21 protein-coding genes are annotated in these 24,262 nt (G+C 73.7%); 16 read left to right on the top strand and 5 right to left on the bottom strand.

The features are described from left to right. The first annotated feature begins 161 nt into the window (after positions 1-161). On the top strand, positions 162-1,673 hold the full coding sequence (locus GCU56_RS11940; protein WP_163481926.1) for a potassium/proton antiporter: 1,512 nt from the start codon (positions 162-164) through the stop codon (positions 1,671-1,673). Between the two features lie 149 nt (positions 1,674-1,822). Here the strand turns inward: GCU56_RS11940 and mqo are convergent, their stop codons facing one another. After that, positions 1,823-3,313 (bottom strand): malate dehydrogenase (quinone), encoded by a 1,491-nt coding sequence (gene mqo / locus GCU56_RS11935; RefSeq protein ID WP_163481925.1) that lies wholly within the window; start codon positions 3,311-3,313, stop codon positions 1,823-1,825. A gap of 104 nt (positions 3,314-3,417) precedes the next feature. Here mqo and lspA point away from each other — a divergent pair, with 104 nt between their 5' ends. The 6 genes from lspA (at position 3,418) to GCU56_RS11905 (ending at position 10,896) form a co-directional block, all read left to right on the top strand. Then, the gene (gene lspA, locus GCU56_RS11930; RefSeq protein ID WP_440588742.1) at positions 3,418-4,143 is read left to right on the top strand and encodes a signal peptidase II; all 726 of its coding nucleotides are present in this window, start codon (positions 3,418-3,420) and stop codon (positions 4,141-4,143) included. Between the two features lie 45 nt (positions 4,144-4,188). Continuing rightward, positions 4,189-5,136, top strand: coding sequence for an RluA family pseudouridine synthase (locus GCU56_RS11925; RefSeq protein ID WP_163481924.1), 948 nt, complete (start codon positions 4,189-4,191; stop codon positions 5,134-5,136). Positions 5,137-5,145: 9 nt separating this feature from the next. Further along, on the top strand, positions 5,146-5,928 hold the full coding sequence (locus tag GCU56_RS11920) for a CPBP family glutamic-type intramembrane protease (RefSeq protein ID WP_163481923.1): 783 nt from the start codon (positions 5,146-5,148) through the stop codon (positions 5,926-5,928). Continuing rightward, entirely contained in the window at positions 5,925-6,380 is a 456-nt protein-coding gene (locus GCU56_RS11915) for a GNAT family N-acetyltransferase (protein WP_163481922.1), read from the top strand. Before GCU56_RS11920 ends, GCU56_RS11915 begins: the two co-directional genes overlap by 4 nt. A gap of 189 nt (positions 6,381-6,569) precedes the next feature. Continuing rightward, positions 6,570-10,133 carry a DNA polymerase III subunit alpha gene (dnaE, locus tag GCU56_RS11910; protein ID WP_345771795.1) on the top strand — a complete coding sequence of 1,188 codons (3,564 nt, stop codon included), beginning with the start codon at positions 6,570-6,572 and terminating at the stop codon, positions 10,131-10,133. A 67-nt stretch (positions 10,134-10,200) separates the two neighbouring features. Then, entirely contained in the window at positions 10,201-10,896 is a 696-nt protein-coding gene (locus GCU56_RS11905; RefSeq protein WP_163481921.1) for a hypothetical protein, read from the top strand. On the opposite strand, the gene GCU56_RS11900 is transcribed toward GCU56_RS11905, so the two are convergent. Next, entirely contained in the window at positions 10,893-11,696 is an 804-nt protein-coding gene (locus GCU56_RS11900; RefSeq protein ID WP_163481920.1) for an LON peptidase substrate-binding domain-containing protein, read from the bottom strand. The genes GCU56_RS11905 and GCU56_RS11900 overlap by 4 nt on opposite strands. Positions 11,697-11,806: 110 nt before the next feature. Between GCU56_RS11900 and hisD the strand changes: the two genes are divergently transcribed. The 5 genes from hisD (at position 11,807) to hisH (ending at position 15,720) form a co-directional block, all read left to right on the top strand. After that, positions 11,807-13,111 carry a histidinol dehydrogenase gene (gene hisD, locus GCU56_RS11895; RefSeq protein ID WP_163481919.1) on the top strand — a complete coding sequence of 435 codons (1,305 nt, stop codon included), beginning with the start codon at positions 11,807-11,809 and terminating at the stop codon, positions 13,109-13,111. Then, positions 13,108-14,220, top strand: coding sequence for a histidinol-phosphate transaminase (locus GCU56_RS11890; RefSeq protein ID WP_163481918.1), 1,113 nt, complete (start codon positions 13,108-13,110; stop codon positions 14,218-14,220). The genes hisD and GCU56_RS11890 overlap by 4 nt, the downstream gene beginning before the upstream one ends. 5 nt (positions 14,221-14,225) lie before the next feature. Then, positions 14,226-14,822 carry an imidazoleglycerol-phosphate dehydratase HisB gene (gene hisB, locus GCU56_RS11885; RefSeq protein WP_163481917.1) on the top strand — a complete coding sequence of 199 codons (597 nt, stop codon included), beginning with the start codon at positions 14,226-14,228 and terminating at the stop codon, positions 14,820-14,822. 19 nt (positions 14,823-14,841) lie between these two features. Further along, the gene (locus GCU56_RS23455) at positions 14,842-15,015 is read left to right on the top strand and encodes a hypothetical protein (RefSeq protein WP_204331895.1); all 174 of its coding nucleotides are present in this window, start codon (positions 14,842-14,844) and stop codon (positions 15,013-15,015) included. 69 nt (positions 15,016-15,084) lie between these two features. After that, positions 15,085-15,720: an imidazole glycerol phosphate synthase subunit HisH gene (gene hisH / locus GCU56_RS11880; protein WP_163481916.1), complete on the top strand. Its 636-nt coding sequence runs from the start codon at positions 15,085-15,087 to the stop codon at positions 15,718-15,720. Between the two features lie 26 nt (positions 15,721-15,746). On the opposite strand, the gene GCU56_RS11875 is transcribed toward hisH, so the two are convergent. Continuing rightward, a complete protein-coding gene (locus tag GCU56_RS11875) occupies positions 15,747-16,508 on the bottom strand; it encodes an SDR family oxidoreductase (protein WP_163481915.1) in 762 nt (253 codons plus the stop codon). 18 nt (positions 16,509-16,526) lie between these two features. Continuing rightward, positions 16,527-17,135, bottom strand: a complete 609-nt coding sequence (locus GCU56_RS11870) for a nitroreductase family protein (RefSeq protein WP_163481914.1) — start codon at positions 17,133-17,135, stop codon at positions 16,527-16,529. A 214-nt stretch (positions 17,136-17,349) separates the two neighbouring features. On the opposite strand from GCU56_RS11870, the gene GCU56_RS11865 reads away from it, so the two are divergent. The 3 genes from GCU56_RS11865 (at position 17,350) to GCU56_RS11855 (ending at position 21,343) form a co-directional block, all read left to right on the top strand. Then, a complete protein-coding gene (locus GCU56_RS11865) occupies positions 17,350-18,966 on the top strand; it encodes an ABC transporter substrate-binding protein (protein ID WP_163481913.1) in 1,617 nt (538 codons plus the stop codon). Positions 18,967-19,226: 260 nt separating this feature from the next. Further along, positions 19,227-20,321 (top strand): zinc-dependent alcohol dehydrogenase, encoded by a 1,095-nt coding sequence (locus tag GCU56_RS11860; protein ID WP_204331969.1) that lies wholly within the window; start codon positions 19,227-19,229, stop codon positions 20,319-20,321. A gap of 17 nt (positions 20,322-20,338) precedes the next feature. Next, positions 20,339-21,343: an amidohydrolase family protein gene (locus tag GCU56_RS11855; RefSeq protein WP_163481911.1), complete on the top strand. Its 1,005-nt coding sequence runs from the start codon at positions 20,339-20,341 to the stop codon at positions 21,341-21,343. A gap of 53 nt (positions 21,344-21,396) precedes the next feature. Here the strand turns inward: GCU56_RS11855 and GCU56_RS11850 are convergent, their stop codons facing one another. After that, positions 21,397-22,239, bottom strand: a complete 843-nt coding sequence (locus GCU56_RS11850) for an IclR family transcriptional regulator (RefSeq protein WP_345771794.1) — start codon at positions 22,237-22,239, stop codon at positions 21,397-21,399. A gap of 343 nt (positions 22,240-22,582) precedes the next feature. Between GCU56_RS11850 and GCU56_RS11845 the strand changes: the two genes are divergently transcribed. Then, positions 22,583-24,199, top strand: a complete 1,617-nt coding sequence (locus GCU56_RS11845) for an ABC transporter substrate-binding protein (RefSeq protein WP_163481910.1) — start codon at positions 22,583-22,585, stop codon at positions 24,197-24,199. Positions 24,200-24,262 lie beyond the last annotated feature (63 nt).

The raw sequence follows: 24,262 nt of genomic DNA, 5'->3' as shown, positions 1-24,262 counted from the left end.
CGCTCGTCGTCCTCGTGCGTGCCACTGCTCTGCCCACCGGTTCGCTCGCAAGCTCGCTCACGTCACCATCATCCCCGAGACGCCGCGGGCGCCGGCGGCAGCATAGGAAACCGTCCCGGCACGCGGGTACGGGAGACTGCGGAGGTGGACAGGGGCGATCGGTGAACACGACGGTCGCCCTGGGCCTCGCGCTCGGTGCGCTGGTGGTGCTGATCGCGGCCGTCGCCCTCCGGCTCGCCGACCGGCTCGGCCTGCCCAGCCTGCTCATCTACCTGGCCCTCGGCGTCGCCCTGGGGGAGAGCGGCGTGGGCGTCGAGTTCGAGGACGTGCAGCTCACCCAGACCCTCGGCGTCGCCGCGCTCGTGGTCATCCTGGCCGAGGGTGGCCTGACCACCCGCTGGAACGACGTCCGGCGGGCGATCGGGCCCGGGGTGTCCCTGGCGACGGTCGGTGTGACGGTGAGCGTGGTCGTCACCGCCGCCATCACCGTCGGGCTGCTCGGCTTCTCGTGGCCCTTCGCGCTGCTGCTGGGCGCCGTGATCAGCTCGACGGACGCCGCGGCGGTGTTCGCCGCCCTGCGCCGGCTGCCGCTGCCCCGCCGGCTGGCGGCGTCGATCGAGGCCGAGAGCGGGCTCAACGACGCGCCCGCCATCCTGCTGGTCACCGCGCTGGCGGCCTACCTCACCGGCGGGCACGCCGGGCCGTGGTGGTGGGTCGGGGTGGAGATCGTGGTCGAGCTGGTCGGCGGGACCGCGATCGGGGTCGCCGTCGGCTTCGGCGGCGCCGAGCTGCTCCGCCGGGTGGCGCTGCCCCTGGCCGGCTTCTACCCGCTCGCCACGCTGGCGCTGTGCGTGCTCGCCTTCGCGACGGCGACGCTGGCGCACACCTCCGGTTTCGTCGCGGTCTACCTCTGCGGCGTGGTCCTCGGCAACGCCGCGCTGCCGCACCGGTCGGCCAGCATCGGCTTCGCGGAGGGCATGGCGTCGCTCGCCCAGATCGGGCTGTTCGTCCTGCTCGGCCTGCTGGCCTCGCCGTCCCGGCTGGGGGAGGCCCTGCCGCCGGCGCTCCTGGTCGGCGGGGCGCTGCTGCTGGTCGCCCGGCCGCTGTCGGTCGTGGCCAGCCTCGCCTGGTTCCGCATCCCCCTGTCCCAGCAGGCGTTCATCTCCTGGGCCGGGCTGCGGGGGGCGGTGCCGATCGTCCTCGCGACCTTCCCCGTGGCCGCCGGGGTCCAGGGCGCGGTACGGATCTTCGACACCGTGTTCGTGCTGGTCGTCGTCTTCACCCTGATCCAGGGCGGGTCGCTGCCCTGGATGGCCCGCAGGCTGCGGATCGCGGCACCCCTGACGCCGCGGGACGTCGAGGTCGAGTCCGCGCCGCTGGAGCAGCTGGACGCCGACCTGCTGCAGCTGACGGTGCCCGAGGGCTCCCGCCTGCACGGCGTCTACCTGCCCGAGCTGCGGCTGCCCGAGGACGCCTCGGTGGTGCTCATCGTGCGCGACGGCCGCTCGTTCGTGCCCGACGCGTCCACCCGGCTGGTACGGGGTGACCAGGCGCTGCTCGTGTCGGCGCGGCGGTCCCGGGCCGAGGCGGAGCGGCGGTTGCGTGCGGTCAGCCGGGCCGGCCGGCTGGCCACCTGGCGCGGTGAGAGCGGCGCCCCCACCGGCGCCGACTGAGGAGGGACCCCGCTGCCCCCACCGCTCGCAGGCTCGTCGCGGCCCCGCCGCCCGGGTGACCGGTGGCGGGGCCGGAGGCTCCCGACCGCCGGCCCTCCTGCAGGGCCCCGCCCCGAGCTCGCGAGGGGTGGGGGCAGGAGGGTCCTCTCTCAGCCGTTGAGCTCGAGGGTCTGCCGGGTCTCGGCGCGGACCTCGGCCAGCAGCGCCGGGTCCTCGGCCAGGCTGCGACCGTAGGAGGGGATGGCGTCGGCGAGCGCGGGGCGCCAGGCGTCGATCCGCTCGGGGAAGCAGCGCTCCAGCACGCCCAGCATCGCCGACACCGCCGTCGACGCGCCGGGCGAGGCGCCCAGCAGGCCGGCGATGGTGCCCTCGCCGCCGACGACGAGCTCGGTGCCGAACTGCAGCACCGGCCGGCCGGCGGCGTCCCGCTTGATGACCTGGACCCGCTGCCCGGCGGTGATGAGGTCCCAGTCGGCGGCCTCGGCCTGGGGGACGAAGTCGGTGAGGGTGGCGTGCCGCGCGTCGGCACCCTTCAGCAGCTCGGTGACGAGGTACTTGGTCAGCGGCACGTTGTCCTTGGCGACCCCGAGCATCGAGCCGAGGTTGTGCCCGCGGACCGAGGCCGGCAGGTCCCACAGCTTCCCGGCCTTGAGGAACTTCGGCGAGAAGCCGGCGTAGGGGCCGAACAGCAGCGAGTGGTCTCCGTCGATCATCCGCAGGTCCAGGTGGGGGACCGACATCGGCGGGGCGCCGACGGCCGCCTGGCCGTAGACCTTGGCCTGGTGCGCAGAGACCAGCTCGGGGGAGCTGCTGCGCAGGAACTTGCCGCTGACCGGGAAGCCGCCGAACCCGCGGATCTCCGGGATGCCCGACCGCTGCAGCAGGGGCAGGGCGCCACCGCCGGCGCCGACGAACACGAACCGGGTGCGGACGGTGCGCAGCTCACCGGTGACGGCGTCGCGGACGGTCACCGCCCACCGGCCGTCGGTCCGCCGCTCGATCCCGGTGACCCGCTGGTCGCAGTGCACGTGCACGCCGCGCGCCGAGGCCGAGTCGACCAGGAGTCGGGTCAGGGAGCCGAAGTCGACGTCGGTGCCGGCGACCGAGCGGGTCGCGGCGACGACCTGGTCGGCCGGCCGGCCGGCCATCATCAGCGGGATCCACGAGGCGAGCTCGGCGCTGTCGTCGGTGTACTCCAGACCGTCGAACAGCGGGGACGCCGACATCGCCGCGTGCCGGCTGCGCATGTAGGCGCGGCCGGCCTCACCGGTGACGAAGCTGACGTGCGGGATCGGGGTGATGAACTCCTTCGGCGCGCCCGTCAGGCCCGAGCGGACGAGGTGCGACCAGAACTGCCGCGACACCTGGAACTGCTCGTTGATCGTCTCGGCCTTGCTGACGTCCACCGAGCCGTCCGGCCCGGCCGGGGTGTAGTTGAGCTCGCAGAGGGCCGCGTGGCCGGTCCCGGCGTTGTTCCAGGCGTCGGAGCTCTCACCGGCCACCTCGGGTCCGGACTCGAAGAGGGTGACGCTCCAGTCGGGGGCGACGACACCGAGCAGCGACGCGAGGGTCGCGCTCATGATGCCGGCGCCCACGAGGACGACGTCAGGGTCTGTCGATGGTGCGAGGTCGGTGGACACGAGGGCCTTCCGTGCTCGGGTGCGTGCTCTCCCCTCCAACCTCGGCCCAATCGCGCCGGAACATGTGACCCGGCGAGGTGAGATCGGTCGCACTCCGTCATGAGATGGATCACGTCGCGCCCGAGTTGCGGCCGGTCGACCGAGGTGTCAGCGCCCCGGACGGCCCCGCGGCTATCGTCGACGGACGGCGGCGACCCGCCCCGCCAGCTCCAGCCCGCGCCGACCGAGGAGCCCTCCTGTCCGAGACGACCGACCCCCAGGACGGCGCGGTCGACGCGGCCCCGGAGTCGCCCGGGCGCCCCCGCACCCGCCTGCTGCTCCTGCTGGCGGCCGTGGTGCTGCTGCTCGACCTCGGCACCAAGCTGCTCGTCGTCGCCACCATCGAGCGGGGCGAGAACATCCGGCTGCTCGGCGGGGCGGTGTACCTCACCCACGCCCGCAACACCGGCGCGGCCTTCTCCTTCGCCGAGGGCTTCACCGTCGTCTTCACGCTGATCGCCGCGGTCGTCGCGGTGGTCATCGTGCGCACCGCGCGCCGGCTGTTCTCCACGGCCTGGGCGGTGACCCTCGGGCTGGTGCTCGGCGGGGCCGTCGGCAACCTGATCGACCGGGTGTTCCGCGACCCCGGCTTCCTCCGCGGAGGCGTGGTCGACTTCGTCTCGGTGTTCGCGCCGGACGGCGAGGTCTACCCGATCTTCAACGTGGCCGACTCCGCGATCGTCTGCGGCGGCGTCCTCGGCGTGGTGCTGGCGCTGCGGGGCATCGAGTTCGACGGCACGCGCGCGTCGGGCACCCGGGCCGTGCGCGACCGCGGAGCGGCCTCCGACTGACGGCGCGGGCGGCGGTGCGCCGGGCGGCCGTCGCCACCGGTCACAATGGGCGCCGTGAGCAGCTCCGCGGGCCAGCACCGGGCGCTCCCGGTGCCCGACGGGCTGGAGGGGCAGCGCGTCGACCAGGCGCTGTCCCGGCTCTTCGGGCTCTCCCGCACCGCCGCCGCCGACCTCGCCGACGGTGGCGCTGTGCTCATCGACGGGCGGGCCCGCGGCAAGGGCGACCGCGTGACCGGCGGCAGCTGGCTGGAGGTCGAGCTGCCGGCCCCGCCCGGGGAGCCGGTGGCACCGCAGCCGGTCGCCGGGCTGACCGTCGTCCACGACGACGACGACCTCGTGGTCGTCGACAAGCCGGTCGGCGTGGCCGCCCACCCCAGCCCCGGCTGGGCGGGCCCGACCGTCATCGGGGGGCTCGCGGCGGCCGGCTACCGCATCTCCACCTCCGGCGCCGCCGAGCGGCAGGGCGTCGTGCACCGGCTGGACGCCGCCACGACCGGCCTCATGGTCGTGGCCAAGAGCGAGCGGGCCTACACCGCGCTCAAGGCGGCGTTCAAGGAGCGCACGGTCGAGAAGGGCTACAACGCCCTGGTGCAGGGCCACCCCGACCCGTCCCGCGGCACCATCGACGCGCCGATCGACCGGCACCCCAAGCACGACTGGCGCTTCGCCGTCGTCCAGGGCGGCCGCCCGTCGGTCACCCACTACCAGGTCATCGAGGCGTTCGCGGCCGCCAGCCTGGTCGACATCGCGCTGGAGACCGGTCGCACCCACCAGATCCGGGTGCACTTCTCCGCGCTGCGCCACCCCTGCGTCGGCGACGCCACGTACGGCGCCGACCCGACGCTGGCCGCCCGGCTGGGCGTCTCCCGGCAGTGGCTGCACGCCGTGCGGCTGGGCATCCCGCACCCCGCCGACGGGCGCTGGATGGAGTTCACCAGCCCGTACCCGCCCGACCTGGCCGGCGCGCTCGACATCCTGCGCGCCGAGGCCTGAGGCCCGGCGGTGCAGGAGCTGCCCGGCTCGCTCGCCGACTTCGGCCCCGCGGCGCTGGCGGCGGTGGTGGTCGCCGGGTACCTGGTGCTCGGGGAGCCGGTGGTCGGGCACGTCCTGCACCGCCGCTTCGAGGGCCGGCTGCGCACCGACGGCGGCGCGCGGCGGTCCTTCTACCGGCGGCTGCTGGTCCTGGAGTGGGGCCTGGCCGTGCTGACCCTCGCCGTCTGGCTGTCCTCCCCGGACGTCGGCGCCGCGGGCGTGGGCCTGCGGTGGCCGCAGGCCTGGCCGGGGCCGGTCGCGGGTGCGGCCGCCGTCCTGGTGCTCGCCTTCGTCGTCCTCTCCACCCGGGCGCTGCGCTCCGGGGCGCTGGCCGAGGCGGCGGCGACGGTGCGCCGCCGGCCGGGGGAGGGACGGCACTCCGAGCCGCCGGTGCACGCCACGCTGGCGCTGCTGCCGCGGACGCCGGGCGAGCGGCGGCTGTTCACCCTGGTCGGCGTCACCGCCGGGGTGTGCGAGGAGTGGCTCTACCGCGGGTTCTTCCTCGCCGTCGCCGCGGCGCTGGCCGGCGGTCTGCCGGAGCCGCTCCTGGTGCTCGTCGCGGCCGCCGCCTTCGGGCTGGCGCACGCCTACCAGGGCGTGGCCGGAGTGGTCACCACCGGCGTGCTCGGCGGCGTCCTGGCCGGCCTGTACCTGGACACCGGGTCGCTGCTGCTGCCGGTCCTGCTGCACGTGCTCATCGACCTGCGCTTCCTGCTGGTCCCGGCCAGCGCGCTGCCGGCGGGGGCCCGGTGAGCCGGCCGCGCGCCGTGGTGGCCGGGCCTGCCGACTGGCACGAGGTGGCCGCGCTGCGGACCCGCGTGTTCGTCGAGGAGCAGGGCGTCCCCCCGGAGATCGAGCGGGACGCCGCGGACGCCGCCGCCGTGCACGCCCTCAGCCGCGACGACGACGGCCGGGTGGTCGCGACGGGGCGGCTGCTGGTGCGCGACGGCCGGGCGGTGGTGGGCCGGATGGCGGTGGACGCCGGTGTCCGTGGGCGCGGGCACGGTGCGGCGGTGCTCACCGAGCTGCACCGCCAGGCGGCCGCGCTGGGGCTGGCCGAGGTGGAGCTGCACGCGCAGGTGGGCGCCCGGGGGTTCTACGAGCGGGCCGGCTACGCCGCCGTGGGGGAGGAGTACGTGGAGGCCGGCATCGTGCACGTGACGATGCGCCGAACGCTGCCGCCGGCGGAGCAGGGGCCGGTGTGACGGAGCGGTCCGGCCGTTGCGAGACACGTCGTGTCAGACCCTCGGAGTAGACCCTCCTCAGTGCGAGGATCAGTGTGCCGGCCCGCCGGGACACCGGCCGCGCACCCGCACCGCCGGTCTTCCCCGCCGGTCGCCCGCCGCGGACCTCGACGGCCGGGCACGCACGACCTGTGAGGAGCACGCACACCCGTGAGCAGCAGCACCCCGTCCGACTCGTTCGTGCACCTGCACGTCCACACCGAGTACTCGATGCTCGACGGTGCGGCCAAGCTGCCGGAGGTCACCAAGGCCGCCGCCGAGCAGGGGATGCCGGCGCTGGCGATGACCGACCACGGCAACGTGTTCGGCGCCTACGACTTCTACAAGCAGGCCACCGGGGCCGGTGTGAAGCCGATCATCGGGATGGAGGGCTACTACACGCCCGGCTCCCGGTTCGACCGCGCGCCCTTCGACTTCGGCGACAACCTCATCGACGAGGACGGCGAGGGCGGGAGCAACCGGGGCAAGGCCGCGTACACGCACATGACGCTGCTCGCCCGCACCACCGAGGGGATGCACAACCTCTTCCGCATCTCCTCGCTGGCCAGCCTGGAGGGCCAGTACCGCAAGCCGCGGTTCGACCGCGACCTGCTGGAGAAGTACGGCACCGGCCTGATCGCCACGACCGGGTGCCCGTCGGGCGAGGTCAACATGTGGCTGCGCGCCGGCAAGGTCGACCGGGCCCGCCAGGCGGCGGCGGACTTCCAGGACATCTTCGGCAAGGACAACTTCTACGCCGAGGTGATGGACCACGGGCTGTCCATCGAGAAGAAGACCCGCCCGGCGCTGCTGGAGATCGCCCAGGACCTCGGCATCCCGCTGCTGGGCACCAACGACCTGCACTACACGCACAAGGAGGACGCGCAGGCCCACGACGCGCTCCTGTGCATCCAGACCGGGTCGCGGCTCAACGAGACCAACCGCTTCAAGTTCAACGGCGACGGCTACTACCTCAAGAGCGCCGCGGAGATGCGGTCGCTGTTCGCCGAGATGCCCGAGGCCTGCGACAACACCCTGCTCGTCGCCGAGCAGTGCGAGGTGTCGTTCACCGAGGGCGCCGACCTCATGCCGCGCTTCCCCCTGCCGCCGGGGGAGGACGAGACCTCCTGGTTCGTCAAGGAGGTCGAGCGCGGCCTGCACAAGCGCTGGCCGAACGGCATCCCCGACCACGTGCGCAAGCAGGCCGACTACGAGGTCGGGATCATCACCCAGATGGGCTTCCCGGGGTACTTCCTCGTGGTCGCCGACTTCATCAACTGGGCCAAGGACCAGGGCATCCGGGTCGGTCCCGGCCGTGGCTCGGCCGCCGGCTCGCTGGCCGCCTACGCGATGGGCATCACCGACCTCGACCCGCTGGCCCACGGGCTGATCTTCGAGCGGTTCCTGAACCCCGAGCGCGTCTCCATGCCCGACGTCGACATCGACTTCGACGACCGCCGGCGCGGCGAGGTCATCCGCTACGTGTCGGAGAAGTACGGCGAGGAGCGGGTCAGCCAGATCGTCACCTACGGGACGATCAAGGCCAAGGCCGCGATCAAGGACGCCGCCCGCGTGCTCGACCGGCCCTACTCGGTGGGCGACGAGCTGACCAAGCTCATGCCGCCGGGGGTCATGGGCAAGGACATCCCGCTGTCGGGGATCTTCGACCCCAAGCACGACCGCTACAAGGAGGCCTCGGAGTTCCGCGCCCGCTACGAGTCCGACCCGGGTGCGGCCGAGGTCGTCGACCAGGCCCGCAAGCTCGAGGGGCTCAAGCGCCAGTGGGGCGTGCACGCGGCCGGGGTCATCATCGGCCGCTACCCGCTCATCGACAGCATCCCGATCATGCGGCGCGAGTCCGACGGCGCCGTCATCACGCAGTTCGACTACCCGACCTGCGAGACGCTCGGCCTGCTCAAGATGGACTTCCTCGGGCTGCGCAACCTCACCGTCCTGGACGACGCGCTGCGCAACATCGTGCTGAACGGCAAGGAGCCGATCGACCTCGACGAGCTCAGCAAGGACCTCACCGACAAGGCCACCTACGAGCTCCTGGGCCGGGGCGACACCCTCGGTGTCTTCCAGTTCGACGGCGGGCCGATGCGGTCGCTGCTGCGCCTCATGCGCCCCGACAACTTCGAGGACATCTCGGCCGTCGGCGCCCTCTACCGGCCGGGACCGATGGGCGCGAACTCGCACACCAACTACGCGCTGCGCAAGAACGGGCAGCAGGAGATCACGCCGATCCACCCCGAGCTGGCCGAGCCCCTCGACGAGATCCTCGGCCAGACCTACGGCCTCATCGTCTACCAGGAGCAGGTCATGGCGATCGCGCAGAAGGTCGCCGGGTACTCCCTCGGCAAGGCCGACCTGCTGCGCCGCGCGATGGGCAAGAAGAAGAAGTCGGTCCTGGACGCCGAGTACGTCGGGTTCGAGGCCGGCATGAAGGCCAACGGCTTCTCCGCCGCGGCGGTCAAGACGCTCTGGGACATCCTCGTCCCGTTCGCCGACTACGCCTTCAACAAGGCGCACTCGGCGGCCTACGGGCTCATCTCGTACTGGACCGCCTACCTCAAGGCCAACTACCCGGCCGAGTACATGGCCGGGCTGCTCACCAGCGTCGGCGACGACAAGGACCGCCGGCCCATCTACCTGGCCGAGTGCCGCCGGATGGGCATCAAGGTGCTGCCGCCCGACGTCAACGAGTCCTCCTGGGACTTCACCGCCGTCGGCACCGACATCCGTTTCGGCATGGCCTCGGTCCGCAACGTCGGGGTCAACGTCGTCGACTCGATCGTCCGGGCCCGCGAGGAGAAGGGCCCGTTCAAGGACTTCGCCGACTTCATGCGCAAGATCGACACGGTCGCCTGCAACAAGAAGGTGATCGAGTCGCTGGCCAAGGCCGGCGCGTTCGACTCGATGGGCCACTCGCGGCAGGGCATCGTGGCCATCCACGCCCAGGCCGTCGACTCCGCGATGGGGCTCAAGCGCAAGGAGGCCGAGGGGCAGTTCGACCTGTTCGGCAGCTTCGGCGACGGCCCGGCCGAGGACGACCCCTTCGGCAGTGCTCTGGACATCACCATCCCGACGGCGGACTGGTCCAAGAGCGAGCGGCTGGTGTTCGAGCGCGACATGCTCGGGCTGTACGTCTCCGACCACCCGCTGCACGGCGTGGAGCACGTGCTCACCTCGCACGCCGACACCCCCATCGCCGAGATCAACGCCGGCGGGGTGGAGGACGGCGCGAACGTGACCATCGCCGGCATCCTCACGGCGGTCTCCCCGCGGACCAACAAGCAGGGCGCGCCGTGGGCGATCGCCACGCTGGAGGACCTCGAGTCCGGCATCGAGGTGCTGTTCTTCCCCAAGACCTGGGCCCAGGTGTCGGACAAGATCGTCCGGGACCAGATCGTGGTCATCAAGGGCCGCATCAGCCGGCGGGACGACCAGCCCTCGCTGTTCGGCTCCGAGGTGAGCGTCCCCGAGCTGACCGAGGGCCCCCGCGGTCCGGTCCTCGTCTCGATGCCGGCGGCGCGCTGCACCCCGCCGGTCGTCGAACGGCTGCGCGAGGTGCTCGGCAGCCACCCCGGCACCACCGAGGTCCAGCTCAAGCTGGTCAACGGCAGCCGGGAGACCGTGCTCCGCCTCGACCAGGGGCTGCGGGTCCGGCCGAGCACCGCGCTCATGGGCGACATCAAGGCGCTGCTGGGCCCCACCAGCGTCGCGCTCCTGTGACGCCGGCGCCGACGGCCGGGCCGCGGTCCGGGAACAGCCCGACCGCGGCCCGGGGTTGACTCGGGTCGTGGACAGCGCACCCGTCCCCGGCCCCGCCGGGCCTCCGCCGACCGCCCGGGCCGGCGGTCGCCGGTGGCCCGGCGCCGCGGAGCTGCGGGCCGATCTGCGGGGCTCCCTGCTGCTGGCCGGGCTGCTCCTGGTCACCGGCGTCCCCGCCGGGCTGCTGTGGTGGGCGCTGGCACCGAGAGCCCGGTTCGAGGTGACCGCGGACGGCCCCGTGGTGGTCGGCCGGCCCCCGGCCGAGCTGCTCGTCGCCGACGACGGCGTCTTCACCCTCGTGCTGACCGGCCTGGGCCTGCTGGCCGGGCTGGTCGCCTGGCGGCTGCGGCGCCGGCGCGGCGTGGGCACGCTGCTCGGCCTGGCCGCGGGCACGCTGCTCGCCGCCCTGGTCGCCTGGCAGCTCGGCGAGCTCCTCGGCCCTGGTCCCACCCAGGGGCAGCTGACCGACGTCGGCGCGCGGGTGACCACGGGGCTGTCGCTGGGGTCCATGGCCGCCCTCGCCGTCGGCCCGTTCGCCGCCGTCCTCGTCTACGTCGTGGCCACGCTGTTCGCCGCCGCGGAGGACCTCGACCGTCCCGACCCGGCGCCGGCGGCGCCGGTACCCCCGGTCGACGGCCCGCCCCCTGCCAACGGCACCCCGCCGCCGGCCTACGGCCCGGTGCCCCTCGGTGCCGCGCCCCGCCAGGGCGCCACGCGTGGCTAGTTGACGCTGCGGGGGCCGGCGAACCGCTGCAGCGGGGCCGGTACCGCCCCGACCGTCTCCAGCAGGGTCAGCTCGCGGCGCAGCAGCCGCGACTCGGCGCGCAGCCGGCGCCGGGTGGCGGACTCGGCCAGCAGCGCCTGCCGGTCCTCGGTGGTCAGCAGCGCCGCCGAGGCCACCAGGTAGGACAGCGCCCGGGGGTTGCCCGACACCGAGGTGAGCAGCCCACCGGCACCGACCCCCTCGAGATCGGGCCCCTCGCCGGTCAACCCGGCGACGGCGACCACGTACCGGGTGAACAGCTCACCGACGCCCCGGACCAGCACCTCCATCGACCCGCGGGCGACGTCGGACACCAGGTCGTCCAGAACGGCGGGGTGCTCGGCCCCCTCGGGCGGGCCGAGCTCGTCCTGGTCGCCGGCGGCCTCCTCGGCGGCCTCCTCGTCGGCCAGCCACTCGACCTCGGCGCGCAGGTAGGGCGGGTCCTCGGCGACCACCAGGTCGAGCAGCCGGAAGCGGTCGCCCCCGACCGTCACCAGCCGGAACCCGCCGTCGGGCTGGGGGCGGATGCCCTGCACACGGGCCGTGCAGCCGACGTCGTAGAGCGCCTCTGCCGGGGCGACCTGCTCGACCTCCCAGCCCTGCCGGATGGCGACCACGCCGAAGGAGCGCGGCCGGCCCTCTGGCACGGCCAGCAGGTCCCGGACCAGCCGCCGGTACCGCGGCTCGAAGACCTGCAGGGGGAGGACCACCCCGGGGAACAGCGGGGTCCCCAGCGGGAAGAGCGGGATCAGGTCGCCCACGTCTGCGGAGCCTACGGCGGGGCTCCGGCCCGGCGACCGGGAGGACGCCGGGGGCCCTGAGGGCGGCGGCTACCCTGGGGTGTTCCCGATCCCGCTCCGGAGGTCCGCCCGTGCTCGCCCGCATCGACCTGCGTGGATCGGCCCTGCCGGGAGTGCGTGAGCTCGCCGGCCTGCTGCCCCGTGCCGCGACCGACATCGACTCGGTGCTGGCCACGGTGCGTCCGCTGTGCGAGGACGTGCGGCTGCGCGGCGCCCAGGCCGTCCGTGAGATCACCGCGCGCCTCGACGGCGTGGACCTCGAGGACCCCGCCGTCCCGCCGCAGGCGATCGAGGCCGCGCTGGCCGGGATCGACCCCGCCGTCCGGGCGGCGCTCGAGGAGGCGATCGCCCGCGTCCGCCGGGTGCACGCCGACCAGCGCCGCACCGACGTCACCACCCAGGTCGTCCCCGGCGGCACGGTCACCGAGCGCTGGCTGCCGGTGCGCCGGGTGGGCCTCTACGTCCCGGGCGGCCTGGCTCCGCTGCTGTCCAGCGTCGTGATGAACGTCGTCCCGGCCCAGCTCGCCGGCGTGGAGTCGATCGCGGTCGCCTCCCCGCCGCAGCGCGACAACGGCGGGCTGCCCGACCCCGGCGTCCTCGCCGCCTGTGCCCTGCTGGGCATCACCGAGGTGTACGCCGTGGGCGGCGCCCAGGCGATCGCCGTGTTCGGCTACGGCGCGGGCAGCTGCGAGCCGGTGGACATGGTCACCGGCCCGGGCAACGTCTACGTGACGGCGGCCAAGCGGCTGCTGCGCGGTCTGATCGGGATCGACTCCGAGGCCGGCCCCACCGAAGTGGCGATCCTCGCCGACGACACCGCCGACCCCGTGCACGTGGCCGCCGACCTGATCAGCCAGGCCGAGCACGACCCGCTGGCCGGTGCGGTGCTGGTGACGACGAGCGAGCAGCTGGCCGACGCCGTCCTGGCGCTCGTCCCCGGCCAGGTGGCGGCGACCAAGCACTCCGACCGGATCACCACCGCGCTGGACGGCAGCCAGTCCGGCGTCGTCCTGGTCGACGACCTCGACGCCGGGCTCCGGGTGGTCGACGCGTACGCCGCCGAGCACCTGGAGATCCAGACCCGCGACCCGCGGGCGGTCGCCCTGCGGGTGCGCAACGCCGGCGCGGTCTTCGTCGGCGCCTGGTCGCCGGTGTCCCTCGGCGACTACCTGGCCGGCTCCAACCACGTGCTGCCGACCGGCGGCTGCGCCCGGCACTCCAGCGGCCTGTCGGTGCAGTCGTTCCTGCGCGGCATCCACGTCGTCGAGTACGACGAGCAGGCCCTCGCCGGGGCCGCCGCGCACATCGACGCCCTCGCCGGATCCGAGGACCTGCCGGCGCACGCCGCCGCCGTCCGGGCCCGGCAGCGCGCATGACGTCGCTCGACGACCTCCCGCTGCGGCCGGAGCTGCGCGGCCGCTCGCCCTACGGCGCACCGCAGCTGCCGGCCCGTTACCGGCTCAACACCAACGAGAACCCGCACCCGCTGCCGCCGGCGCTGCTCGCCGACCTCGGCGCGGCGCTGGCCACGGCGGCGCGGGAGCTCAACCGCTACCCCGACCGGGACGCCCTCGAGCTGCGCAGCGACCTGGCGGCCTACCTGGGCCGGACCGGCGGCGCGACGATCGCCCGGGAACAGGTGTGGGCGGCCAACGGCAGCAACGAGGTCCTCCAGCAGGTCCTGCAGACCTTCGGCGGGTCCGGCCGCACGGCGCTGGGCTTCACGCCGTCCTACTCGATGCACCCGATCATCGCCGCGGGCACAGGCACCGCGTGGGTCGACGGGCACCGCCGTCCCGACTTCGGCATCGACCCGGCCGCCGCCGCGGCCCAGGTCCGCGAGGTCGCGCCCGACGTCGTCTTCGTGACCAGCCCCAACAACCCGACCGGCACCGCGGTGCCGCTCGACACCGTCTGCGAGCTCTACGACGCGACCAGCGGGGTGGTCGTCGTCGACGAGGCCTACGCCGAGTTCGCCCGGGCGGGCACCGCCTCGGCCCTCACCCTGCTGCCCGGCCGCCCGCGGCTGGTCGTCAGCCGCACGATGAGCAAGGCCTTCGGCATGGCCGGACTCCGGCTGGGCTACCTGGCCGCCGACCCCGCCGTCGTCGACGCCCTGCAGCTGGTCCGGCTGCCCTACCACCTGAGCTCGCTGACCCAGGCGGCCGCGCGGACGGCGCTGGCGCACACCGACGCGCTGCTGGCCACCGTCGACGCGGTCCGGGCCGAGCGCGACCGCATCGTCGCCGCACTGCCGGGCCTGGGGCTGACCAGCGTGCCCAGCGACGCGAACTTCGTCCTCTTCGGTCGCTTCGCCGACGCCCCGGCCGCCTGGCGGGCCCTGCTGGAGCACGACGTGCTGGTCCGCGACGTCGGGCTGCCCGGCTGGCTGCGGGTCACCGCGGGCACCACGGAGGAGACCGAGGCCTTCCTCACCGCGTTGGGTGAGGTCGCGCCGGAGCACCGCACCACTGAGGGAGGATGAGCCACATGACGCGCACCGCACGGGTCGAGCGGGAGACCAGTGAGACCAAGCTCGTCGTCGAGCTCGACCTCGACGGCACCGGCACGAGCTCGATCAGCACCGGGGTCGGCTTCTACGACCACATGCTCACGGCGCTGTCCCGGCACAGCGGCATCGACCTGACCGTGCGGGCCGACGGCGACCTGCACATCGACGCCCACCACACCGTCGAGGACGTCGCGATCGCCCTGGGCCAGGCCTTCGCGCAGGCGCTGGGGGACAAGCGCGGCATCACCCGCTACGGCGACGCCACCATCCCCATGGACGAGGTGCTCGCCCAGGCGGCGGTCGACCTCTCCGGCCGGCCGTACTTCGTGCACGCCGAGCCGGCGGACATGACGCCGATGATCGGGCCGGACTACCCGACCAGCCTGACCAAGCACGTGCTGGAGTCCTTCGCGTTCAACGCGCGGATCAGCCTGCACGTCCGGGTCCTCTACGCCGGCCGCGACGCCCACCACATCGTCGAGGGCCAGTTCAAGGCGCTGGCCCGCGCCCTGCGCGCCGCCGTCGCCCTCGACCCCCGCATCACCGACGTCCCCTCCACGAAGGGCGCGCTGTAGCCGCCGTGGCACTCCCCGCATGACGTTCGAGGTCCTGCTGCTGGTGCTGGGCGGTTTCCTGCTCGGGGGTGCCTGGAGCATCTGGAAGGCCGACTCCGACACCGAGGGCCGCACCGGTCCGCAGGTGTTCTTCGCCGTCGTCCTGCTGGTCGCGGCCCTGCTGGCCACCGCCTCGGCCATCCTCCGGCTGTAGAGCCGTGGACGGGGCCGGCCGGCGGGAACAGACGCAGGCCGCCCCGCGCTGGTCGGTAGCGTGGCAGGCGTGAAGAAGGTGGCGGTCCTCGACTACGGCTCGGGCAACCTGCGCTCGGCCGAGCGGGCGCTGGCCCGCGTCGGTGCCGACGTCACGGTGACCGCCGACCCGCAGGAGGCCCTGGAGGCCGACGGGCTCGTCGTCCCCGGGGTCGGCGCGTTCGCCGCGTGCATGGACGGGCTGCGCGCCGTCGACGGTCCGCGGGTGATCGGCCGGCGGCTGGCCGGCGGGCGGCCGGTGCTCGGCGTCTGCGTGGGCATGCAGATCCTCTTCGAGCGGGGAGTGGAGCACGGCCACGACGCCGAGGGCTGCGGCGAGTGGCCCGGCGTCGTCGAGCCGCTGGACGCCCCGGTCCTGCCGCACATGGGCTGGAACACCGTGCAGGTGCCCGAGAGCAGCGTGCTGTTCGACGGGCTCGAGGACCAGCGCTTCTACTTCGTGCACTCCTACGGCGTGCGGGACTTCCCGCTCGGCAGCGACGGCACGCCCTCCCCGCTGAAGCCGCCGGTGGTCACCTGGGCCGAGCACGGCGACCGGTTCGTGGCCGGGGTCGAGAACGGCGCGCTGTCGGCGACCCAGTTCCACCCCGAGAAGAGCGGGGACGCCGGAGCCCAGCTGCTCAGCAACTGGCTGCGCAGCCTGTGACGTCGCGGTCCGGTAGGACCGCCATGTCACTGCCGTAGGTAGGACGCCCCGTTGACGTCGATGATGGTGCCGGTGGAGAACCGCGCCTCCGCCGACGCCAGCCACAGCACCGCCGAGGCCACCTCCTCCGGGCGGGCGACCCGGCCGTAGGGCGACTGCGCCCGGACGGCGTCCCCACCCGGGCCGTCGAGCACCTCGCGGGCCATCTCCGTCTGGACGAAGCCGGGCGCGACCGTGCCGACCGAGATGCCGTGCGGCGCCAGTGCGAGCGCCATCGACTGCCCGAAGGCGTTGAGCCCGGCCTTGGACGCCCCGTACGCCGGGTTGTCCGGCTCGCCCCGGAACGCGCCCCGGCTGGAGACGTTGACGACCGCACCGCCGCCGGCCGCGACCAGGTGCGGCACCGCCCGGAAGGTGGCGTTGGCGGCACCGATCAGGTTGACCGCCAGCGTCCGGGACCAGGCGGCCTGCCACTCGGCGTAGGAGGTGCGCAGCGGCGGGTGCGCGGTGAAGACCCCCGCGTTGTTGACCAGCACCTGCAGCCCGTCCAGGCCCGCCGCCGCCTCGTCGACCATCCGCGCCACCGCGTCCGGGTCGCCCAGGTCGGCCTGCACCAGCAGGTGCCCGACGCCGGGGAGCTCGGCCAGCACCTGCTCGGCGCGCTCCCGGGAGCTGCCCCAGTGGACGGCGACGCGGTCGCCACGGGCGGCGAAGGCCTGCGCGATCGCGCGGCCGATGCCGCGGGAGCCGCCGGTGACCAGGACGGCGCGGGAGTTCTCGGAGGGCACGGGGGAGGAGTCAACCACTCACCAGCGGCCGCGGTGCACGGTCTCGTCCAGCGGCCGCCGGCCCCGTCGCAGCGACGGTGAGCGCCGGTCCCCGGGGCCCGGATAACCGACGGAGACGCAGCCCACCGGCCGGTAGGCCTCCGGCACGCCGAACGCCGCCCGGAACGCGTCGACCCGGTCCCCGGGGACGCCGAAGAAGCAGGCGCCCAGCCCCTCGTCGACCGCGGTCAGCAGCACCAGCAGCGCCGCCATGCCGGTGTCGACGTCCCAGTAGGGGACCGGCCAGCGGGCCCGGTCGCGGTCGGTCCAGCCCTTGTCGGGCTCGGCATAGCGGGCCAGGTACGCCGACTCGTCCGACATCGGCACCACCAGCAGGGGCGCCCGGCGCATCCGGGTCAGCCAGGCGTCGGGCGCCCCTGCCGGCCGGGCCGGGGCGGTCGCCGTCCAGAACCGCTCGCGCTCCTCGGGGGACTCGAGCACGAGGAACGCCCACCCCTGGGTGAAGCCGGCCGACGGCGCGCGGACGGCGTGCTCCAGCAGGCGCTCCCGCACCTCCGGAGGCACCGGCCGGTCGGGGTCGTAGTCCCGGACCATGCGGCGGCGGCGGACGACGTCGGCGAACTCCACCGCGCGAGCCTGCCACGGTGGGGAGCCGCCGGAGAGCCCGTCGCGATCGAACCGTTATGGACGAAGCCCCAGGTCAGCGCGCCGGCAGCGAACTTGTCTCCCGTGAGGCGGAAGACATCTCACGATGGTCGCGCCCGCCGGTGGACGTTGACGCGCGCAGTGACCTGCATCACGCGCAGGCCGATCCCGCGATCCCAGCAAGGGGAGCACCCACATGACGAAGAGGACGATCCCGTCCCTCCTCCTCGCCACCGCCCTGGCCCTCACGGCCTGCGGCGGCGGCGACGACGGAGGAGACAGCGGTACCGGAGCCGCTCAGACCGACGCGGGGGAACCGCAGCGCGGCGGTGAGGTGACGGTGCTCGAGGACGCCGCCTTCGCCGGCAGCTGGCCCACCGGCCTCGACCCGGCGACCAACACCACCGGCGGGGCGAACATCTCCATGCAGCAAGCCATCTTCGGCGGGCTGTTCCTCCTCCGGGCCGACGACGACGGCTCCAACGCCCGCATCGAGCCCAACCAGGCCGAGAGCTTCGAGATCGCCGAGGACGGCCTGAGCTTCACCGTCACGCTGCGCGACGGCATCCAGTTCTCCGACGGCACCCCGATGGACGCCGAGGCGGTGCGGTTCAACTGGGAGCGGGCCCTGGCCTCGCCCTGCACCTGCAAGCCGACCTGGCAGCTGGCCGACCCGGCCATCGAGGTGCTCGACCCGCTGACGATCCGGCTCAACTTCACCGCACCGAACGCCTCGGTGCTGGCGTCGTTCCCGGCCAGCAACGTCAACTGGATCGCCTCGCCGACCGCGCTGCAGCAGCAGGGCGAGGAGTCGTTCAAGATCACCCCGGTCGGCGCCGGTCCGTTCACGGTCGTCGAGAACCAGCTCAGCTCCACGCTGGTGCTCGAGCGCAACGAGAACTACTTCGAGGAGGGCCTGCCCTACCTGGACCGGCTCACCTTCCAGTCGATCGGTGGCGACCAGCCGGCCTACCAGGCGCTGCAGGCCGGTCAGGCGCAGGCCTACGAGGGCCTGAGCACCACCCCGCTGCTGGAGCAGGCCCAGTCCAACGACCAGCTGCAGGTGACCGTGCAGCCGGCGACGTCGCCCTACGTCATCCAGCTCAACACCCGGGCGGCGCCGTTCGACGACCCGCGGGCCCGTGAGGCCATCTACGCGGCGACCGACTTCGACGCCATCGCCGAGGGCCTGTTCGGCGGCGAGTACCCGGTCAGCCAGTCCTTCACCGGGCCGGGCGGGCTCTTCTACATGGAGGACGTCGAGGGCTACCCGGAGTACGACCCGGAGCGGGCGCGGCAGCTCGTCGAGGAGCTCGGCGGCCTGCAGGTGAAGCTGGGCACGCTCGGCGCCTACGTGGCCACCCAGGTCAACACGGCGCTGCAGACCCAGTGGCAGGAGGCGGGCATCGACGTGACGATCGAGGACTACCAGCTGTCCACCCTCATCCAGGAGTTCACCGGTGGCACCTGGCAGGCGATGCTGCAGACCGCCGGCGCCTGGGACCCGGCCGCCGGTGTCGGCGTGGCGTTCCGCTTCGCGTCCACGTCGCCGTTCAGCGGCATCTCCGACCCGGAGCTCGACCAGCTGCTGACCGACGCGGCCGGCACCCTGGACGAGGACCAGCGCGCCGACCTCTACGAGCAGGCGTCGCAGCACATCGCGGAGAACTTCTACGCGCCGTTCGGTCTGGCCTTCGCACCGGCCAACCTCGCCGCCCAGGGGGTGCACGGTCCCGGTCTGACCACCATGATCCCGCCGATCCTGGTCAACACCGGCGTCATCTGGGACGAGGTCTGGCGCGAGCAGGGCTGACCTCTCCACCCGCGGCCCCGCGGTCCCGGCTCGTCCGGGACCGCGGGGCCGTGGCGTGCCCGGGCCGCGCCGGCTCCCACCCGCGGCCGACCCCGCGGGCCCGTCCGCCGGACGGAAGGCGCGTGGTGGCCCTGCACCGGGCGACCTAGCGTGACCGGGGGCACAGGGGCGGTGCGCGATCGGCGTCACGCCGCCCACGGCCGGGCGGGCGGCACGCGCCGTCCCCGGCTCGAGACGAGAAGAGGTCCGTAGTGAGCGAGATGGTGCGTGCCGCGGTCCAGGTGGGGCCGCGGAAGATCGAGATCCAGGAGTTCCCCCGGCCGGCGACCGGTGCCGACGACGGGCTGATCCGGGTCGAGGCCAACGGCCTGTGCGGCAGCGACGTCGAGTTCTACAAGGGCCACCTGCGGCAGGGCATGCCCGCGTTCATCCCCGGGCACGAGCCGATGGGCATCATCGAGGAGGTGGGGGAGAACGCGGCCAAGCGCTGGGGCGTGCAGCCCGGTGACCGGGTGGCCATGGAGGTGGTCATCCCCTGCCGGAACTGCTTCGACTGCCTGACCGGCAACTACCAGGCCTGCCGCAACCGGGTCGGGGGTCACGGGGTGACCCCCGTCGAGGTCGCGCCGGCCCTGTGGGGCGGGTTCGCCGAGTACATGTACCTCGCGCCGGGCGCGGTGGTGCACAAGATCGACAAGACGCTGCCGGCCGAGGTCGCGGCGATGTACAACGGCATGGGCGCCGGCGTCCGGTGGGCACTGCACTACGGCCAGGTCCGGCTCGGCGACACCGTCCTGGTGCTCGGCGCCGGACAGCGCGGCATCGCCGCGGTCATCGCCGCCAAGTCGGCCGGGGCCGGCACCGTGCTGATCACCGGCCTGGAGGCCGACGCGCACAAGCTGGCGCTGGCCCGCGAGTTCGGTGCCGACCACACCCTCGTCGTCGACGGCGACGACGCCGTGGACGTCGTCGAGCGCGTCCGCGAGATCACCGACGGCCGCGGGGTCGACGTGACCCTCGAGCTCACCCCGATGGCCGCCGGGCCGGTCAGCGACGCGCTGCTGGCCACGAAGCACGGCGGCCGGGTGGTGCTCGCCGGCATCAAGGGCGACCGCGAGATCCCGATCCGCACCGACGTGATCATCAACCGCGCCCTCACGGTGCAGGGGGCGTTCGGCGTCGACGCCAAGGCCATGGCCGAGGCGATCGCGCTCATCGAGTCCCGCCGCTTCCCGCTCGAGCGGATGCACACGCACACGTTCGGCCTGGACGACACCGCACACGCCATCGAGGTCCTCGCCGGCGACGTGCCGGGCGAGGCCGCCGTCCACGTGTCCGTCCACCCCCACCACTGATCCCGGAGGCCTTCCGCATGCTCGTCGACACCCACGCCCACCTGCTGCCGTACGACTACCCGGCCGACGCGCCCGAGTGCTTCCCGCGCATGGAGGCGGTGGACGGCGAGTCCGCCCGCACCCTGCTGTTCGGGCCCATGACGTTCAAGGCCAAGGACGTCTTCTTCGACGCCGAGCGCCGCATCGAGGCCCAGGACGCCTCCGGCGTCGACGTCGAGGTGCTCAGCCCGATGCCGCCGCTGCTGAAGTACGACCTGCCGGTCGACGACGGCCTGTCGCTGGCCCGGCACGTCAACGAGTTCAGCGCCACCCTGGCCCAGTTCGACCCGACCCGGCTGATCGCCCTCGGCATGGTGCCGATGCAGGACCCCGAGGTGGCCACCAAGGAGCTGCAGGCCATCAAGGACCAGGGGCTCCGGGGCGTGGAGATCGCCTCCAACGTCGTGGGCTCCTCGATCGGGCACGAGAAGTTCCTGCCGTTCTTCCAGGAGGTCGAGCGCCTGGGCCTGTCGGTCTTCGTGCACGCCATGCCCTCGCCCACCGAGCGGCTGCCGATGTCGGCGATGGGGACCTACGTCGTCGGCGTCGAGGGCGCCTTCGCGGCCGGCTCCATGGTCACCGGCGGCACCGCGGCGGCCTGCCCCGACCTGCGGATCTCGTTCAGCCACGCGGCCGGCGGCTTCCCGCTGATGATCCCGCGCCACCAGTACTTCTGGGGCGGCTCGTGGAACGAGGAGCCGGTGGACCCCGAGCGCGCGGTCATGCCCGATGACGGCCCCTCGCCGTTCGAGTTCGCGCGGCGCTTCTGGTACGACTCGATGGTCTTCGACCGGCGGGCGCTGACCTACCTGATCGACACGCTCGGCGCCGACCGTCTGCTCGTCGGGTCGGACTTCCCGGCCATGCTGCGGGAGGACCCCGCCGCCCGGACGCTGAAGTCGATGGGCCTGCCCGAGGAGACCCTCCAGCAGATCCTGTGGGACAACGCCTGGCAGTGGCTGGGCATGGAGCCCACCCGCTGACCCTGCCGTGACAGGGGTGGCTCCGGGGCCCGTCCCGGCGCCGGAGCCACCCCTCAGGTCCGGCGGCGAGGTGGCTGGGCCGACGGCGCGCCCAGTGCGCGGGAGATGCCCCGCGCGGTCGCGTTGAGCGCCGGGATCAGCGCCTGGGCCTGGACCGTGCCGCGCTCCACGGTGACCCCGAGCGCGGCGACGACCTCGTCACCGGCCCCCCGCACCGGGACGGCGACGGCGAGTGCCGGGGCCTCCGCGGTCAGCTGGTTCTCCGCGATGCCCACGCCGGTGCGGCGGACCTCCGCCAGCGTGCGCCGCAGCACCGCGGGATCGGTGACCGTCTGCGGCGTGAACCGCTCCAGCGGCCCGCTGAGCACCTCCTCCTGCACCTCCGGCGACGCGTACGCGAGCAGGACCAGGCCCGTGCCCGTGACGTGCAGCGGCCACCGGCCACCGATCCGGCTCATCAGCTTCACGGCGGTGCGGGCCCGCAGGGCCTCCACGTACACGACGTCCGAGCCGTCGCGCACGCCCACCACGACGTTGGCCCGGGTGGCCTGGTGCAGGTCGTCGACGTAGGGGACGGCGACCTCGCGCAGCTGCAGCCCGTGCGGGGCGAGGGCGCCCAGCTCCAGCAGTCGCAGACCGATCCCGTAGCGCCCGTCCGGGCTGCGTTCCAGGGCTCCCCAGGCGCGCAGCTCGCCGACCAGGCGGTGCGTGGTCGTGAGCGACAGGCCGGAGCGGCGGCTGATCTCGCTGAGGGTCAGCGCGGCATGGCTGGGGCCGAACGCGTCCAGGACGGCCAGCACCCGGCCGGCCGCCGTGGCGGTGACCGGCACCCGGCTCGACGGCGCTCCCGCCGCGGGGGAGCCGGCCCCCGGGACCAGTGGTCGCGTCGTCGTCACTCCACCCTCCCGCTCGGCCGCGCGGCCAGCGACCGACGGCGGCGCGCGGCGTGTCCCGGGTCACTGTCCGTCCGCGGTGGGAGGCTGTCAAACCGGCCGCTGCGAGCCGGGGCCGGCCCGGGTCGCCGACCGGCCGGTCCGGTCCCCGCAGGGACGAACTTGTCTTCCGCGGGAGGGAAGCGGCGGGGTCGAGGAGAGGCCCGCTCATCGAACCTGGACCGGCCGCCAGTGACCGCCATCACGGGGCGTGCCGACCGATCCCGCCCGTTCGAGTGAGTCCTCGGCGTGCAGCTCCACCGTCCACACCCCAGAGTCACCGAGGCCCCAAGGGGAGCACCTACACATGAAGCAACGGACGATCCTGTCCCTCCTCACCGCAGCAGCGCTGGCGTTGACAGCCTGCGGCGGTGGAAGCGACAGCGGCACCGGGGGCTCCGCCTCCGGATCCGGCGCCCCGGCGGGCGAGCCGCAGCAGGGCGGCGAGCTGACCGTCCTCGAGGACGCCGCCTTCGCCGGCAGCTGGCCGGCCGGCCTCGACCCGGCCACCAACACCACCGGTGGCTCCAACATCGCGATGATGCAGGCGATCTTCGGCGGGCTCTTCCTGCTGACCGCCGACGAGGACGGCAGCAACGCCGAGGTCACGGGCAACCAGGCGGAGAGCTACGAGTTCTCCGAGGACGGGCTCACCTTCACCGTCAAGCTGCGTGAGGGCATCGAGTTCAGCGACGGCACGCCGCTGGACGCCGAGGCCGTCCGGTTCAACTGGGAGCGCGACCTCGCCAACCCCTGCACCTGCAAGCCCACCTGGCCGCTGGCCGAGGGTGGCATCCAGGTGATCGACCCGCTGACCATCCAGCTCTCCTTCACCCGGCCCTACCCGGCGGTCCTGGCCTCCTTCCCGGCCGCGAACGTCAACTGGATCGCCTCCCCGGCGGCCCTCGAGGCCCAGGGTGAGGACGCCTTCAAGATCACCCCGGTCGGCGCCGGTCCGTTCACGGTCGTCGAGAACCAGCTCAGCTCGGCGCTCGAACTCGAGCGCAACGAGAGCTACTTCAAGGAGGGCCAGCCCTACCTGGACCGGCTCACCTTCCAGTCGATCGGTGGCGACCAGCCGGCCTACCAGGCGCTGCAGGCCGGTCAGGCGCAGGCCTACGAGGGCCTCAACACCACCCCGCTGCTGGAGCAGGCCCAGGCCAACGACCAGCTGCAGGTGACCATCCAGCCGGCGACGTCCCCGTACGTGGTCCAGCTGAACACGAAGATCGCACCGTTCGACGACGTCCGCGCCCGTGAGGCGATCTACCGGGCGACCGACTTCGACGCGATCAACGAGGGCATCTTCGGTGGCAACTACGACGTGAGCCAGGGCTTCACCGGCCCCGGCGGTCTGTTCTACGAGGAGACCGTCGAGGGGTACCCGGAGTTCGACCTCGACCGCGCCAAGGAGCTGGTGCAGGAGCTCGGCGGCCTCACCGTCCGGCTCGGCACGATCAGCAACTACGTCGCGACGCAGATCAACACCGCCCTGCAGACGCAGTGGCAGGAGGCCGGCATCGACGTCGAGATCGCGGACTACCAGCTCTCCGGTGTCATCCAGGAGTTCACCGGTGGTCAGTGGCAGGCCATGCTGCAGACCGCGGGCGCCTGGGACCCGGCGGCCGGTGTCGGCGTCGGCTTCCGCTTCAACTCCGGCGTCCCGTACAGCGGCGTCGCCGACCCGACGCTGGACCAGCTCCTGAGCGACGCCTCGGCGACGCTCGACGAGCAGCAGCGGGCCGACCTGTACCGACAGGCCGCCGAGCTGATCGCGGAGAACTTCTACGCGCCGTTCGGTCTGGCCTTCGCGCCGGCGAACATCGCCGCCGTCGGTGTCCACGGTCCGGGTCTCACCACCAAGATCCCGCCGATCCTGGTCAACGCCGGGGTCATCTGGGACGAGGTCTGGCGGGAGCAGTGACCGCTACCGCCACGACCCCGCGGGTCCCGGCTGACAGCCGGGGCCCGCGGGCCTCCCGCGTCG

It is taken from the genome of Geodermatophilus sabuli, assembly GCF_010686765.1.
In the GTDB taxonomy this organism is placed as follows: Bacteria; Actinomycetota; Actinomycetes; order Mycobacteriales; family Geodermatophilaceae; genus Geodermatophilus; species Geodermatophilus sabuli_A.
This window is presented reverse-complemented; position numbering and strand designations above follow the sequence as displayed.

Coding starts and splice junctions, on each gene's coding strand:
- lspA (WP_440588742.1), top strand. CDS start 3,418: ATGGATCACGTCGCGCCCGAGTTGCGGCCGGTCGACCGAGGTGTCAGC.
- GCU56_RS11925 (WP_163481924.1), top strand. CDS start 4,189: ATGGGCGCCGTGAGCAGCTCCGCGGGCCAGCACCGGGCGCTCCCGGTG.
- GCU56_RS11890 (WP_163481918.1), top strand. CDS start 13,108: ATGACGTCGCTCGACGACCTCCCGCTGCGGCCGGAGCTGCGCGGCCGC.
- hisB (WP_163481917.1), top strand. CDS start 14,226: ATGACGCGCACCGCACGGGTCGAGCGGGAGACCAGTGAGACCAAGCTC.
- GCU56_RS23455 (WP_204331895.1), top strand. CDS start 14,842: ATGACGTTCGAGGTCCTGCTGCTGGTGCTGGGCGGTTTCCTGCTCGGG.
- GCU56_RS11865 (WP_163481913.1), top strand. CDS start 17,350: ATGACGAAGAGGACGATCCCGTCCCTCCTCCTCGCCACCGCCCTGGCC.
- GCU56_RS11860 (WP_204331969.1), top strand. CDS start 19,227: ATGGTGCGTGCCGCGGTCCAGGTGGGGCCGCGGAAGATCGAGATCCAG.
- GCU56_RS11855 (WP_163481911.1), top strand. CDS start 20,339: ATGCTCGTCGACACCCACGCCCACCTGCTGCCGTACGACTACCCGGCC.
- GCU56_RS11845 (WP_163481910.1), top strand. CDS start 22,583: ATGAAGCAACGGACGATCCTGTCCCTCCTCACCGCAGCAGCGCTGGCG.